A 13,382-nucleotide genomic window follows, 5' to 3' on the forward strand; every position below is an offset into this window, starting at 1 on the left:
GCCACTAGGGAGCTGCTATGGAGCCGTGGGTCGCCTGGTTGCTGGTCGCCGCGCTGCTCGGGATCGCGGAACTGCTCACGCTCACGTTCGCGCTCGGCATCCTCGCCGTCGCCGCGCTGGCCGCCGGCCTGACCGGGGCGCTGGGCCTGCCCTTCGCCGTCCAGGCCGCCGTCTTCGCGATCGGCTCGATCGCCGGGATCGCCGTCGTGCGCCCCATCGCCAAGCGCCACGTCAGGCAGCCGCCGCCGCTGCGCTCCGGCACGGCCGCGCTGGTCGGCCGCGAGGCGTTCACCCTCACCGAGGTCAGCCGCCGCGGCGGGCGCGCCCGGATCGGCGGCGAGGAGTGGACGGCCCGCCCCTACGACCCGGACCTGGTCATCCCGGCCGGCGCCACCGCCGACGTCCTCGCCATCGAAGGGGCCACGGCCCTGCTCTACCCGGTCTCGTCCGGACGGGATGAGGAGCCACCATGACCGACATCGCCATCGCCGTCATCATCGTGCTGATCGCCGGGGTGGTGGTCCTGGCCACCGCGGTGATGCGGGCGGTATGGATCATCCCGCAGGCGCGGGCCCGCAACGTCGAGCGCCTCGGCCGCTACCACCGCACCCTCGAACCCGGCATCAGCTTCGTCGTCCCGTTCGTGGACCGCGTGAAGTCCCTCATCGACCTGCGCGAGCAGGTGGTGTCGTTCAAGAAGCAGCCCGTCATCACCGAGGACAACGTCGTCGTCCACATCGACACCGTGCTGTTCTTCCAGGTCACCGACCCGCGCGCCGCCGACTACGAGATCGTGAACTACATCAAGGCGATCGAGCAGCTCACCGCGACGACCCTGCGCAACGTCATCGGCACCCTCGACCTGGAGGCCACCCTGACGTCGCGCGACCGGATCAACACGGCGCTGCGCGGCGTGCTGGACGACGCGTCCGGCAAGTGGGGCATCCGCGTCACCCGCGTGGAGATCAAGGCGATCGAGCCGCCGCCGTCCATCAAGGACGCCATGGAGAAGCAGATGCGCGCCGAGCGGGAGAAGCGCGCCGCGATCCTGACCGCCGAGGGCGCCCGCGCGTCCAAGATCCTCACCGCGGAGGGCGAGAAGGCGTCCGCGATCCTGAAGGCGGAGGGCGGCAAGCGCGCCGCCATCCTGGAGGCCGAGGGCCAGTCCGCGGCGATCGAGCAGGTCTTCAGCGCCATCCACGCCGCCGACCCGGACCCGAAGCTCCTCGCCTACCAGTACCTCCAGACCCTCCCGAAGCTTGCCGAGGGCCAGGGCAGCACGTTCTGGGTCATCCCGAGCGAGGTCACCACGGCCCTCCAGGCGGTCAGCAAGGCCTTCGGCGGCTCCCTGGACGAAGCCAAGTCAGCCCTGGAGAACGCCGCCCGCAAACCCGAACAATCCGACCAGCAAGAACTCTCCGGCCCCGAAGGCCCCTTCGAACTGACCCCGGGCCTCAAACCCAACGGCAAGGAAGAAAACGCCGACCGCCCCTGACTCAGACGCTCTCCAACTCGGAGAACGACACGTTGAGCTTCATGCCCTCGGGCAACTCGGTCTCCAGCGATCCGCGGTGAACGGCCACCAACTGGTAGTTCCGCCCGCTCCAATCGAGCCGGTGCTCCTCAATGGCTCCGATCCGCCCATCGTCCATGACGACGATCAGGTAGGCGGGGATGCGCTGAAGGGCGTACTCGGCACGCTTGTCGGTGAAGTCACTGTCGTCGTCGGAGGACGTGATCTCCACGGCGGTGATGACGTCGTCCGACCAGAGCTTCGCGCCGCGATCGATGCAGTGCAGGACGCTGATATCGGGGCGCCGCACGGTGAACCGCTTCTTGTCCCGTCGCTGGCTTGCGTGGGGGTTGGAATACCGGTACCGCATGTCCAGGTCTTGGACCACGTTGATGCAGGGACTCGGCGGGCGGGCGGCCAGCAGTGCGAACGTCAGGTTGCGGGACACCACCTGGTGCTCCAGGCTCGGGGACTCGCAGAAGACAACGCTGCCGTTCACGACCTCGATCGACTTGCACACCTCTGACGGCAGGGCTTCGTACTCCTCCTCCGTGATGGAGAGGCTGGATGGGTCCGTCGCCCACACAGGGAGGGGCATGCTCAGGCTCCTGGAATTCGATCCTCTACCTGGCCAGAGCCTATCTACGGTACGCGTCTGGCGTGGTCAGGGGTTGAAGGGTGGGGCCGCTTTGAAGTCGGGGTGGAGTTCGATGGTGGCGGGCAGGGTGGCCAGGATGCGGCGGGCCCGGGAGAGGGGGTGCTGGGGGAAGTGGGGGTCCCAGCCCGGGTCGTCGGAGAGGTTGCGCGGTAGGCCGCCCTGGACTTCGGGGGTGTAGGGGTGCTGCGCCCACCAGCGCATCATCTCCTGCATGTCCCGGCCCTGGCCGTATTCGGTCATGAAGTGGTTGAAGGCCACGCTGTCGCGCATGCCGGTGACGCCCTGCTCCAGGCACTGGAGCTTCAGGACGAGGCTGCGGTCGGCGCGCGGGACGGTGAACGAGGCCAGGTAGGCGACGCCGGCCGGGCGGTCCGGGAGGGGGAGCTTGACGATCTGCCGGACGGCGGGGAGCCCGTCCAGCGTGATCACGTCGAGTTCGACCACGCCGCCGCCGGACTCGGCCGTCTTCGCGACGATGCGGGCGCGGAGGAGGTCGAGCCGCTCCAGCGGGGCGGGGAGGTCCGGCGGGAGGTCGAACCCGTAGAGGGCGAGGGTGTCGCCGTCGGCGTTGCGGAACGCCCCCGGCTGGAGCGGTTCCCAGCCGGTCTGGTCGAAGCGCAGGGTCATGGCGGTGCACAGTAGCGGTCATGGGCGTGGTACCTGGTGGGGCGGCCGGGGAGGACATGGCATGCTGGGCCGATCCGACCAGCAGGTCCATGGGGGGCCGGACGGAGGCGAGACGATGGTCAGACGGGGGAGGACGGCCGCGGTCGTGGCCGGAGTGGCGCTGGCCGCCGCGGCGTGCGGCGGCTCCGGCGGCTCGGACGCGAAGGGCGCGACGTCGTCGCCGTCGGCGTCGAAGTCTCCGGGCGGGACGCGGCCGACGCAGGCCGCCAAGCAGCCGATCCTGCTCGCGTTCGGCGGCGACACGCACTTCGAGGGGCAGTTGCGCGGCCGGCTGGGGAACCCGTCCACGGCGCTCGGCCCGGTCGCCAGGCAGCTGCGCGCGGCGGATCTCGCCATGGTCAACCTGGAGACGGCCATCACGACGGGCGGCACCAAGGCGCCCGGGAAGGAGTTCGCGTTCCGGGCGCCGCCGTCCGCGCTGAAGGCGCTGAAGGCCTCCGGGGTGGACGTGACGTCCATGGCCAACAACCACGGCATGGACTTCATGGAGGGCGGCCTGCGCGACTCCCTGGCCGCCATCAAGCGCTCCAGGTTCCCGGTTGTGGGGATCGGCAAGAACGCCGATGAGGCCTACGAGCCGTACCGCGTCACCGTGAAGGGCAACAAGCTCGCCATCGTCGGCGCCACGCAGGTGATGGACGACAACCTGATCCAGGCGTGGACGGCCACCGACGGCAAGGGCGGTCTCGCGTCGGCGAAGAACGTCCCTCGGATGGTCCAGGCGGTGAAGGAGGCGCGCCAGGGCTCGGACGTCGTGATCGTGCATCTGCACTGGGGCGCCGAGCTGGAGTCGTGCCCGCTGCCCCGGCAGAAGGAACTGGCCAAGGCGCTCGTCGACGCCGGAGCCGACATCATCGTCGGCGGTCACGCGCACATCCCGCTGGGCGGCGGCTACATGGAGGGCAAGTACGTCCACTACGGCTTGGGCAACTTCGTCTTCTACTCCGCCAACGGGCAGACGGCGAAGTCGGGTGTGCTGTTCCTGAAGGTGGAGAACGGCAAGGTCACCAAGGACAAGTGGAGCCCCGCGCAGATCTCCGGGGGCCTTCCCATCCCGATGAAGGGCGCCGCCGCCAAGTCCGAGCTGAAGCGGTGGAACGGCCTGCGTTCATGCACCGGTCTGAGCGCGCGTCCCTCCTGAGCTGGACTCTCCCACTGTGGGAGACATCAGGGTGGGGCCTGTGAGCAACGATCTCCTGCCGATCGGACGGTTCGCGCGGCTGAGCCGGCTGAGCGTCAAGCAGCTCCGGCACTACGCCGAGCTGGACCTGCTGGTCCCGGCCTGGACCGACCCGGCGTCCGGCTACCGCTACTACCGGCCCGACCAGGCACGGGACGCGCTGCTGGTCGGCCTGCTGCGGGCGATGGACGTCCCGCTGCCGGACGTCGCGCGCGTCCTGTCCGGGGACGGCGGCGCGCTGCGGCAGGCGCGGGACAGGATCGAGGCGGACGTCGCCCGGCGGCGGCGCGCCCTCCGGCTCCTGGACCGCGTGGTCGCGGAGGGGCTGCCGGAGACCGGCGTGTCGGTCGTCCGGGAGCCGGCGCTGCGGGTGTTCGCCGAGCGCGCGGCGGCGACGCCGGCGACGATCCCGGACGCGACGTCGGCGTGCGTGGCGCGGCTGCTGCCCCGCATGTCGCCGGACGGACTGCTCGTCGGCCTGTTCCCGCTGGACATGGCGGAGGAGTTCGACGTGCGGGTGGCCGTCCGGGCCGCGGACGGCGACGAGGTCCTGCCGGGCGGCGCGTTCGCCGCGGCCGTCCATGTCGGCCCGTACGAGGAGATACCGCTCACGGTCCATGGCGTGCTCGCGTGGTTCGGCGACTACGGGCACACGCCCGCCGGGCCCGTCCGCGAGGTGTACCTCAACGACCCCGCGACCACGCCGCCCGAACACCTGGAGACCCGGGTGATGGTCCGAGTGGAGGATCCTGATGAGCTGGTATGAGGCGGCGGACGAGCCGGAGCTGGTGGAGCACGAGGCCGTGTCCGGCCTGGTCGTCACCGGCCGCGGCGAGCCGGGAGGCGCCGCGTACAACGAGAGCGTGGGCGCGCTGTACGCGGTGATGGGCGCGCTGGGCGCGCCGATGGTTCCGCTGGAGGGACGCTGGTGGGTGGAGGACGAGCGCTCGCCGTTCGAGGTGCCCCGCGAGGAGTGGCGGTGGCACCTGTTCCTCCGTCTCCCGGACGGAAGTGCGCAGGTGGAAAGGGCACGTGAGGAAGTGCGTCCGGGGCTGCCCGCGGCGGCGCGCGTCCAGTACGTGACCTACGCGGACGGGCGGTGCGTGCAGATGATGCACCACGGCGCGTATTCGGACGAGCCCGCGTCGCTCGCGCGGATGACCGCGTTGATGGAGGCCGAGGGTCTCGTGGTGAACGGGCTTCACCATGAGATCTACCTGTCCGACACGCGGGAGACCGACCCGGAGAAGATGCGCACGATTCTCCGCCAGCCCGTCCGGTAGGCGTTGGACGGCCCGTGCCGGAGGCGTAGTTTCGCGGGAGACGGCTCCTACGGAACGGCGGGCGGGCTGATGCGGGACCAGCGGGCGAGGTCGGGCGAGATCGAGCTGGCCGTGCGGGTGCGCGGCGAGGACGACCGGCCGGCGGTCGTCCTCGTCCACGGGTACCCCGACACGGCCGCGATGTGGGACGAGGTGGCCGAGCGGCTCGCCGGGCGGTTCCGCGTCATCGCCTATGACGTCCGGGGCGCCGGCGCGTCGAGCGATCCGTCCGACCCGATGGATTACGGGCTGGACGGGCTCATGGGTGACCTGGAGGCCGTCCTGGACGGTGCGGGCGCCTGCGCGCCCGTCCACCTGGTGGGGCACGACTGGGGGTCGGTGCAGGGCTGGGAGGCCGTCATCGGGGACCGGCTGCGCGGCCGGATCGCCTCGTTCACGTCGATCTCCGGCCCGGACCGGCGGCACATGGCCCGCTGGGCGCGGGAGGCCGTCCGGTCCGGTCCGCGCGGCGTCGCGGAGGTCCTCGGGCAGGCGCGGCGCAGCGTCTACATGCCGGTGCTGATGGCGCCGCGGGTGGGCGAGGCGGCGGCCCGGGTGCTCGCCGCGGGGTTCGGGCGCACGATGCGGCTGCGTGAGGGCGCCGACCCGCGGTCCGGGCACCCGGCGGAGACGCTGCGGGCCGACGCCCGCAACGGGCTCGGCCTGTACCGGGCCAACATGCGGCGCGGCTCGGTCCCCGCGGGCGATGGGCGGACGGACGTCCCCGTGCAGCTCATCGTCCCGGTCAAGGACCGCTACGGCTCGCAGTCGCTCCTGCTCTCCGCGCGGGGTGCCGTGCCACGCCTTTACGTGCGGCGCGCCCCGGCCGGGCACTGGGTGGCCCGTAGCCACCCTGACCTCATCGCCCGTTGGATCAGCGAGTTCGTAGAGCACATCGAGGGCGGGCCGGAGACACCTGGGCTGGCCCACGCGCGCGCGGCGGGACAGCCCGGTAAGGACTTCGGTGGCGATCTCGTCGTCATCACGGGTGCGGGCAGCGGTATCGGACGAGCGACCGCCCATGCCTTCGCCACAGCAGGGGCACGGGTGGTCGTCGCAGATATCGATGAAGGCACCGCCAAGCACACGGTGGACGAGATAGAGGCGGCGGGCGGCGAAGCCCACGTCTACGGGGTGGACGTCGCCGACGCCGACGGGATGGAACGGTTCGCCGAGTACGTGCGTGACACGTTCGGCGTCCCGGACATCGTGGTGAACAACGTGGGCGTCGCCGTCGCGGGTTCCCTGCTCGACACGTCCGAGGAGGAGTGGGCGCGCATCCGTTCCATCAACCTGGACGGCATGTACCGCGGCTCCCGCCTGTTCGGCCGCCAGATGGTGGAGCGCGGCGAGTGGGGCCACATCGTGAACATCGCGTCGATGGCGGCGTTCATGCCCAGTCCGGACCTGCCCGCCTACAGCGCGACCAAGGCCGCCGTACTCCAGCTGACCGAATGCCTCCGCCTCGACCTCGACCGCTACGGGATCGGTGCCTCGGCCGTCTGCCCCGGCGCGATAGACACACCAATGATCGGCCGGACCCGCTTCGCCGGTCTGCCGCCCAGCGTGGACAGCGAACTTCGTGACCGCCTGGGACGGGCGATCGAACGCCGAGGGTTCCCGCCGGAGAAGGTCGCGCAGGCCGTCCTGCGGGCCGTCCGGCAGGACACGCCGGTGGCTCTCGTCACCGTGGAGGCACGCTTCGCCCGCGCGCTCTCTCGCGTGTCGCCCACCGCGAACAGGGCGCTCGCAGGGCTCGCACGCCGGGCGGGAGACCGCCTCCGCACGAACGTGGAACGCCTCCACGGCTGACCCGGCGGCTCCCGAGCGGACTCAGCGTCTCCTGAGCGTCTCGGTGGGGGTCTCGCCGAAGCGCTGCCGGTAGTGGGCGGCGAAACGGCTCATGTGGAGGTACCCGGCCGCCTCGGCCACGTCCGAGACGGTGCGCGGCCCCGGCAGCGCCATGGTGAGCGCGGCGCGCGCGTGGTCCAGCCTGACGCCGCGTAAGAGCTGCGTGGGCGTCGTCCCCCACTGGTCCTGGCAGATCACCTGGAGCTGCCGGACGCCGACGCCCACGGCCGCCGCGATGTCGCTGACGCCGATCGGCCGGTGATGGTGCGCCTCGACCCATTCGCGGATCACCCCGGCCAGATGGTGGGGGGCCTTGCCGGGCTCCTCGGCGAGGGTCGCGGTGCCGGTGTGCGGCAGGCCGAGGAGGATCGCCGTGAGCAGCGCGTCCTCCAGGCTGCGGGCCGCGAGCGGATGGAGCCCGCCCCGCTCGGTGGCGGTGTCGAGGATGGCGCACACGTACCGCCAGGTGCTCTGGATGATCGAGGGCTCGGCGATGGCCGGCCCGGCCTTGTGGAAGCGCAGCGGCGCGGTGTGGTCGCGCCCGAGATGGCCGGCGAGGTGGTCGGCGAGCCGCCCGGTGCTCGTGGCGACGACCAGGCAGCCCAGCGTCGCATGGGGCTTCATCCGCATCGACTCGTCGTGGGACAGCACCAGGTGGTCGCCGGCCGTCTCGCTCGTCTTCGTCGCCCGGTACTCGACGCCCATCGGCGCCTGCGGGGCGCACAGGGCGAAATGCCCCTCGGTCGGCGGGGTGTCGACGATGACCCCGCCGCCGCCGTACCGCACCCAGACCAGGTTGACCGCGCCCAGCCCGAGCGCGTTGACCTGCCCGTCCAGCGGGACCTGCGGCTCGATCGCCTGGAGGTCGTGGCCGACGGCGAACGGTTCGACCGTGTCGTGCAGGAGGTCGATGTCCGTGCTGACGATCCGCTGGTGGGCGGACAGGGGCGGCGAGATGTCGAGAGAAGTCATGGTCCTGGAGGCGAATCCGTTCGGCGGTCGATGGACAGGACACCCCGGGCGCGGAGCCGCGGCATGACCTCCGCGGCGAAGTACCCCAGTTCTTCAGCGTAATTGAGGAACGACAGAGCGATACCGTCGAACCCGGCGCGCGCGAACTCCGCGATCCCCTCGGCCACGTCGTCGGGGTCGCCGATCAGCGGGCAGCTGCCGTGCCCGGCCGCGAACCGGTCCCGGTAGATCTGCAGCATCTCCGGGGTGAACGACTGCGCGTGCAGCCCCTGGAGCCGCATGACCTCGTCGACGGCGGGCCAGTCGGCGTGCTCGTCCGCGTAGTAGCGCAGGAAGTCCTCGGCCTCGGTCCTCGTCGGGCGGCACACGACGTGGCCGAGCGTGAAGACGCCGACCGTCCGGCCGTGGGACGCCGCCTCGGCGCGGATGGCCTTGACGATCTCGGCGCCGTCCTCGGGGCCGGCGACGACGGTGAAGGCGCGGTCGGCGTTGCGCGCGGCGAACGAACGCCCCTGCGTGGACGATCCCGCGTTGATGACGGGCAGGCTGTGCCCGTTGTACGGCTTGGGCCGGCCCACGACGTTCTTCAACTGGAAGAACTGCCCCTCGTGGTCGAACGGCTCCTCGGTCGACCAGATGCGCTTGACGACGTCCCACCACTCCTGGGCCAGGGCGTAGCGCGTGTCGTGGTCGTCGGGCAGCGTGAGGCCGAACATCTCGTATTCGGGAGCGTGCCAGCCCGCGACGATGTTCAGGCCGATCCTCCCCCTGCTGAGGTGGTCCGCCGTCGCGAGCTGCTTCGCCGCGACGACCGGATGGTGGAACGCGGTGTGGACGGTGCTGAACACGCGGATCCGCTCGGTCTGGGCGAGGAGGCCGGACGCCCACACGAGCGGGTCGAGGGCGCTGCGGTGGAAGTCGGTGTCGGGGCCCCAGTCCGTCCAGCGGGCGACCGGGAGCAGGAAGTCGATGCCCGACTCGTCCGCGATCCGGGCGAGCCGGAGATTGTTGTCCCAGGTCGCGTGCCACCTTTCCGGTGCGGTCGTGATCGCGAGTCCCGATTCGGTGTTGGGGGAGAACAAGCCAAGCTGGAATCCCATGCCGACCCCTTTTCGTCCGGCCGCGTTCGGCATTGCCCGCCCAGTATCGGAACTGCCTGGAGTGCGGGGCAATGGCCGGAACCAGCCGGGTCACACTGGTATGGCGCCGAGTGCGAACCGGTCGAAAGGCCCCGGCCCATCCGGGCGCCGCCCGTCCACCGTCGCGTACACGATCGCCCGCGCGTGGTCCCGCCGCTGCCCACGGGCTCGCGTCGCCAATTCCTGCACGGTCTCGGCGAGATGGGCGCCGCAGGAATCGAGGCCTCCCTCCTCGGGGACACCGGCCGCCTCCAGCCGCACGTGAAAGGACGACGTGCGGCCACAGCGGGGCATCGAGCAGAGTTGTTCGCCGTTGCTCGGAGGGCTGGGCATCAACCGGCTTTCGATGGCGGGCGCTTTCGACGGTGGGGTGAAGGCGTCAATGATGCACCACCCCCTCCCACTCTTCAACGTGAACGGGCTAGCCCGCCGCGCTCACGGGCTAGCCCTGCGACCGGCGCGCGAGTCCCGGTGAGAGATCCGGCTTCACATCTGCTCCATCCCACATAAACACCGGGGCTTTTCGGCGGCGGTGAGATCCCGCGGAAACCGCAGGAAGAAACTCCTTTTGAGAGTCACAGAGTGCCGCGCCGGAAGCCGTGCTCGGCTCGCGGTGGCACGTAGAGTGGCGGCCATGGTCATGAAGGACGACGTCCGGCGCGGCGCGCGGGCACCGCGGGGCGAGTCGTGAAGGCGCGCGTTCTCACTTTCAACACGCTGTTCCGCGGGCAGGCCCGGGCGCGCATCGGCGTGCTCGCCGGGCTGATCGAGCAAATGGACTACGACGTCGTCTGCTTGCAGGAGGTCATCTCGCCGCGGGTCCTGGCGGTGCTGCGCCGCGCCGTCCCTTCCTACCCGCACGCGGCCTCGTTCCGAATGCTTCCGCTCCCGCTCGTCCGCGGCGGCCTGGTGACCCTCTCCCGCCATCCGATCACGCGGCGGCACTTCCAGCCGTTCGCGCTCGCGCGTCCGGCCCGTCCCGAATGGCTGCTGGGCAAGGGCGCCCTGTTCACCCGTGTCCGGTTGCCCACCGGTCACCTGACGGTCGTGAACGCGCACCTGTCCGCGAACATGGACATGGACTGGTCGCCGGGCAACCGGTACGCCAAGGTGGAGCAGTCGGAGCTTCGGCGGCTGGCGTCCGCGATCAACAGGATCGACCGGGCGGAGCCTCTGGTGGCCATGGGCGACTTCAACGTCCCGCGCGACTCCCCCTACTTCCAGGAGTTCGTGTCCGCCACGGGACTGGAGGACGCCCTGGCGGGCGACACGGAACCGACCTACCGTCCCGACTACGCGGACATCGGCGCCATCGACCAGCTCCTCGTCCGGCCGGGGACGGACGCGACGACCCGCCTGGTCTTCAAGGAGGCGATCCAGCTCTCCACCGGTGCCTCGACCGTCCTCTCCGACCACTACGGCATAGAAGCAACCCTCACCACCGGCGACGTCTGAACCATGCAGGGGCGGGTCCGGGTGCTGCTGACTCCGATGGGCGATCGCATCAAGTACCAGGTGGTCGGCCGCGTTCACTGCACCCGGCCTGGCCAGGGGGAGCTGCCGAACAGCGGGACGTACGACCGCGACGACCTGGTGTGGCGGTCGGTGTTCGGGTCGGCTCGCGCGGTGGCACGGTTCCTGAAGGCCGGCAAGCGAACATCCAAGATCATCAGTTTGTACGATCTCGGTTACGAAGACTGCGACCGGCTCATGAGCGCGGAGCGACGATCACGCAAGACGACCGGGGCCTGAGGACGTCCGCAGCACAGGCACCGCCTTGCCGGCAGCCTTGTCGCCGCAGATCGTTCCCGGCCTGGTGGTTCATTCGCTGAGCGGGTGGTCTTGACCGTGCTGCGCAGGTCCGACCCACACGCTCTTGACGTTGGTGAACTGCCGGATCCCGAAGGCGCCCAGCTCACGCCCGTAGCCACTGCGCTTGACGCCGCCGAAGGGCAGACGCGGGTCGGACGCGACGATCCCGTTGACGAACACGGCGCCCGCGTCGATGCGGGGCACGATGTGGTTCGCGCGATCGAGGTCCGACGTCCACAGGGCCGCACCGAGACCGAACTCGGTGGCGTTGGCGATGTCGACCGCGTCGGATGCGTCCTTCGCCCGGATGACCGCGGCGACCGGACCGAAGGTCTCCTCGGCCGCGACGGCCATCTCAGGGGAGACGTTGTCGAGGACGGCGGGCCGGTAGTAGAAGCCCGGCCCCTCCGGCACCGTGCCGCCGGTGACGATCCTGGCGCCCGCCGAGACGCTGCGGCGCACCTGGTCGAGCACGTCCGCGCGGATGCTCGCCCTCGCCAGCGGACCGATCCGCACGTCGCGGTCGAAGGGGTCGCCGACGGTGAGCGCGGCGACTCCCGCGGCGAACGCCTCGGTGAACTCTTCGGCGACCGCGTCCTCGACGATGAAGCGCTTGCCCGAGATGCAGCTCTGCCCGGCGTTGAGCATCCGGGCCGTGACGGCGGCATCCGCGGCGGCGGGGACGTCGGCGTCCGCGAGGACGATGAACGGGTCGGAGCCGCCGAGCTCCAGCACCTGGGGCTTGAGGTGCGAAGCGGCCATGGCCGCGACCTGGGCGCCGACCTCGGTGGAGCCGGTGAGGGTCAGGGCGTGGATGCGGTCGTCGGCGATGAGGCCCGGCACGGCGTCCGGGCCGGCCAGCAGCGTGGTGAACAGCCCGGCCGGGCACCCGGCCCGCTCCCAGACCTCGGAGATCGCGAGGGCGCTCCGCGGAACGTTCGACGCGTGCTTCAGCACGGCGCCGTTGCCCGCGAGCAGCGCGGGCGGCGCGAACCGGAACACCTGCCACAGCGGGAAGTTCCACGGCATCACCGCGAGCACGAGACCCAGCGGGTCGTAGGCGATGTGACTGCGCGTGGCGGTGGTCTCGACGGACTCGTGGGCGAGCATCACCGGACCGTGCTCGGCGTAGTACTCGCAGCACCAGGCGGACTTCTCGACCTCGGCTTCGGCCTCGGCGATGGGCTTGCCCATCTCCTCGGTGATCAGCGCGGCGAGCCGGTCCCGCTCGGCGCGCAAGATGGCGGCCGCGCGGTGGAGGTGCTCGGCGCGAACCTCGATCGGAGTGGACCGCCACTGAGCGGCCGCGGTCGAGGCCCGGGTGAGGGCCGTATCGATCTGGTCCGGGGTGTGCGGGTCGAAGCGGCCCAGGACTTCTTCGGTCGCGGGGTTGACAGAGCGGATCTGACGAACGGACATCGTGGTGTCCTTTTCGGGTCGGCGCGCGGGAGCGCGGCGGGTGTCACGGTGGCTCGACCTGCACGCCGCGCCACGGAGGGGAAGGTCAGGCGACGGCCTGACGGCCGACGAGCTCGGGGTCCGGCCCGCTCCACAGCACGTCGTCGGCGGCGACGCGGTCGTGCGCCTCTCGCGATTCGAGCGCGTCGAGCACCTCGCGGGCCACGCGCAGGTACCAGTCCGCGACCTCGGCGGGGTAGTCGGCGTAGCTGCCGTTCTCCCGCAGCACCGGTCCCTCGACGGTGGGGATGTCGGTCCGGCCGTCGAAGCCGATCGCGTACGGCTTGCCCAGCCTGGCCGCGGTGGGCGCGTCGATCGTGGCGTCGAGCTTGACCCACCGGCCGCCGACGAAGGCCTCGCCGAGCGAGTGCCACGGCAGCGGGCGACCGGCCGGCCCGCCCCACAGCACGCGCACCTCTGGGGACAGGAACTCCATCTCGGGGGCGTCCAGCGCCTGGAAGGCGACGCGTGCCGGAATTCCGGCGGCTCGGGCCAGCGCGACGAAGGAACTGGCCTTGCCCATGCAGAACGCGACGCCGTTCTCCAGGACGTCGCTGGCGGCCGTCCGCCCCTTCGCGAGATAGCGGAACGAGGCCAGGATGTCGTAGGGCAGGTCGCGGACGTGGTGGTAGATGCGGCCCAGACGGTCGACGTCGGTCGTGGCGCCCTCGGTGAGACGGCGGGCGGTCTCGACGACGATCGGGTGGTCGGAGTCGATGTACGCAGTCGGGCGGAGGTACTCCTCACCGGCGGTCTCGGTCGTCCTGGAGGTCACATCGGAGGTCAACGT

14 protein-coding genes are annotated in these 13,382 nt (G+C 71.1%); 8 read left to right on the top strand and 6 right to left on the bottom strand.

Annotated elements, in window-relative coordinates; all coding sequences use genetic code 11:
• Positions 1-17 precede the first annotated feature (17 nt).
• Positions 18-473, top strand: a complete 456-nt coding sequence (locus K8Z49_RS31345; protein ID WP_021593319.1) for an NfeD family protein — start codon at positions 18-20, stop codon at positions 471-473.
• Complete coding sequence (locus K8Z49_RS31350) at positions 470-1,495, top strand: SPFH domain-containing protein (RefSeq protein ID WP_021593320.1); 1,026 nt, start codon at positions 470-472, stop codon at positions 1,493-1,495. Before K8Z49_RS31345 ends, K8Z49_RS31350 begins: the two co-directional genes overlap by 4 nt.
• A 1-nt stretch (position 1,496) precedes the next feature.
• Here the strand turns inward: K8Z49_RS31350 and K8Z49_RS31355 are convergent, their stop codons facing one another.
• Positions 1,497-2,111 (bottom strand): Uma2 family endonuclease, encoded by a 615-nt coding sequence (locus tag K8Z49_RS31355; RefSeq protein WP_024934467.1) that lies wholly within the window; start codon positions 2,109-2,111, stop codon positions 1,497-1,499.
• A 66-nt stretch (positions 2,112-2,177) separates the two neighbouring features.
• Positions 2,178-2,798 carry a hypothetical protein gene (locus tag K8Z49_RS31360; RefSeq protein ID WP_021593322.1) on the bottom strand — a complete coding sequence of 207 codons (621 nt, stop codon included), beginning with the start codon at positions 2,796-2,798 and terminating at the stop codon, positions 2,178-2,180.
• Between the two features lie 115 nt (positions 2,799-2,913).
• Between K8Z49_RS31360 and K8Z49_RS31365 the strand changes: the two genes are divergently transcribed.
• The 4 genes from K8Z49_RS31365 (at position 2,914) to K8Z49_RS31380 (ending at position 7,172) form a co-directional block, all read left to right on the top strand.
• The gene (locus K8Z49_RS31365; protein ID WP_111832894.1) at positions 2,914-3,999 is read left to right on the top strand and encodes a CapA family protein; all 1,086 of its coding nucleotides are present in this window, start codon (positions 2,914-2,916) and stop codon (positions 3,997-3,999) included.
• Between the two features lie 40 nt (positions 4,000-4,039).
• Positions 4,040-4,804, top strand: coding sequence for a MerR family transcriptional regulator (locus K8Z49_RS31370; protein WP_412515900.1), 765 nt, complete (start codon positions 4,040-4,042; stop codon positions 4,802-4,804).
• Positions 4,791-5,321 (top strand): GyrI-like domain-containing protein, encoded by a 531-nt coding sequence (locus K8Z49_RS31375; protein ID WP_412515901.1) that lies wholly within the window; start codon positions 4,791-4,793, stop codon positions 5,319-5,321. The genes K8Z49_RS31370 and K8Z49_RS31375 overlap by 14 nt, the downstream gene beginning before the upstream one ends.
• Before the next feature lie 69 nt (positions 5,322-5,390).
• Complete coding sequence (locus tag K8Z49_RS31380) at positions 5,391-7,172, top strand: SDR family oxidoreductase (protein WP_412515902.1); 1,782 nt, start codon at positions 5,391-5,393, stop codon at positions 7,170-7,172.
• A 21-nt stretch (positions 7,173-7,193) separates the two neighbouring features.
• On the opposite strand, the gene K8Z49_RS31385 is transcribed toward K8Z49_RS31380, so the two are convergent.
• The gene (locus tag K8Z49_RS31385) at positions 7,194-8,183 is read right to left on the bottom strand and encodes an AraC family transcriptional regulator (RefSeq protein WP_021593328.1); all 990 of its coding nucleotides are present in this window, start codon (positions 8,181-8,183) and stop codon (positions 7,194-7,196) included.
• Positions 8,180-9,283, bottom strand: coding sequence for an LLM class flavin-dependent oxidoreductase (locus K8Z49_RS31390; protein WP_083597649.1), 1,104 nt, complete (start codon positions 9,281-9,283; stop codon positions 8,180-8,182). Before K8Z49_RS31390 ends, K8Z49_RS31385 begins: the two co-directional genes overlap by 4 nt.
• Positions 9,284-10,009: 726 nt before the next feature.
• Between K8Z49_RS31390 and K8Z49_RS31395 the strand changes: the two genes are divergently transcribed.
• Together K8Z49_RS31395 and K8Z49_RS31400 are read left to right on the top strand one after the other, a co-directional pair.
• Positions 10,010-10,777: an endonuclease/exonuclease/phosphatase family protein gene (locus K8Z49_RS31395; RefSeq protein WP_021593331.1), complete on the top strand. Its 768-nt coding sequence runs from the start codon at positions 10,010-10,012 to the stop codon at positions 10,775-10,777.
• A gap of 21 nt (positions 10,778-10,798) precedes the next feature.
• A complete protein-coding gene (locus K8Z49_RS31400) occupies positions 10,799-11,074 on the top strand; it encodes a hypothetical protein (protein WP_412515903.1) in 276 nt (91 codons plus the stop codon).
• A 69-nt stretch (positions 11,075-11,143) separates the two neighbouring features.
• On the opposite strand, the gene K8Z49_RS31405 is transcribed toward K8Z49_RS31400, so the two are convergent.
• Positions 11,144-12,553 carry an NAD-dependent succinate-semialdehyde dehydrogenase gene (locus K8Z49_RS31405; protein ID WP_021593333.1) on the bottom strand — a complete coding sequence of 470 codons (1,410 nt, stop codon included), beginning with the start codon at positions 12,551-12,553 and terminating at the stop codon, positions 11,144-11,146.
• A gap of 85 nt (positions 12,554-12,638) precedes the next feature.
• On the bottom strand, positions 12,639-13,367 hold the full coding sequence (locus K8Z49_RS31410) for a transglutaminase-like domain-containing protein (RefSeq protein ID WP_021593334.1): 729 nt from the start codon (positions 13,365-13,367) through the stop codon (positions 12,639-12,641).
• Positions 13,368-13,382: the final 15 nt, after the last annotated feature.

Source organism: Actinomadura madurae (assembly GCF_047130825.1).
GTDB classification, from domain to species: domain Bacteria; phylum Actinomycetota; class Actinomycetes; order Streptosporangiales; family Streptosporangiaceae; genus Spirillospora; species Spirillospora madurae.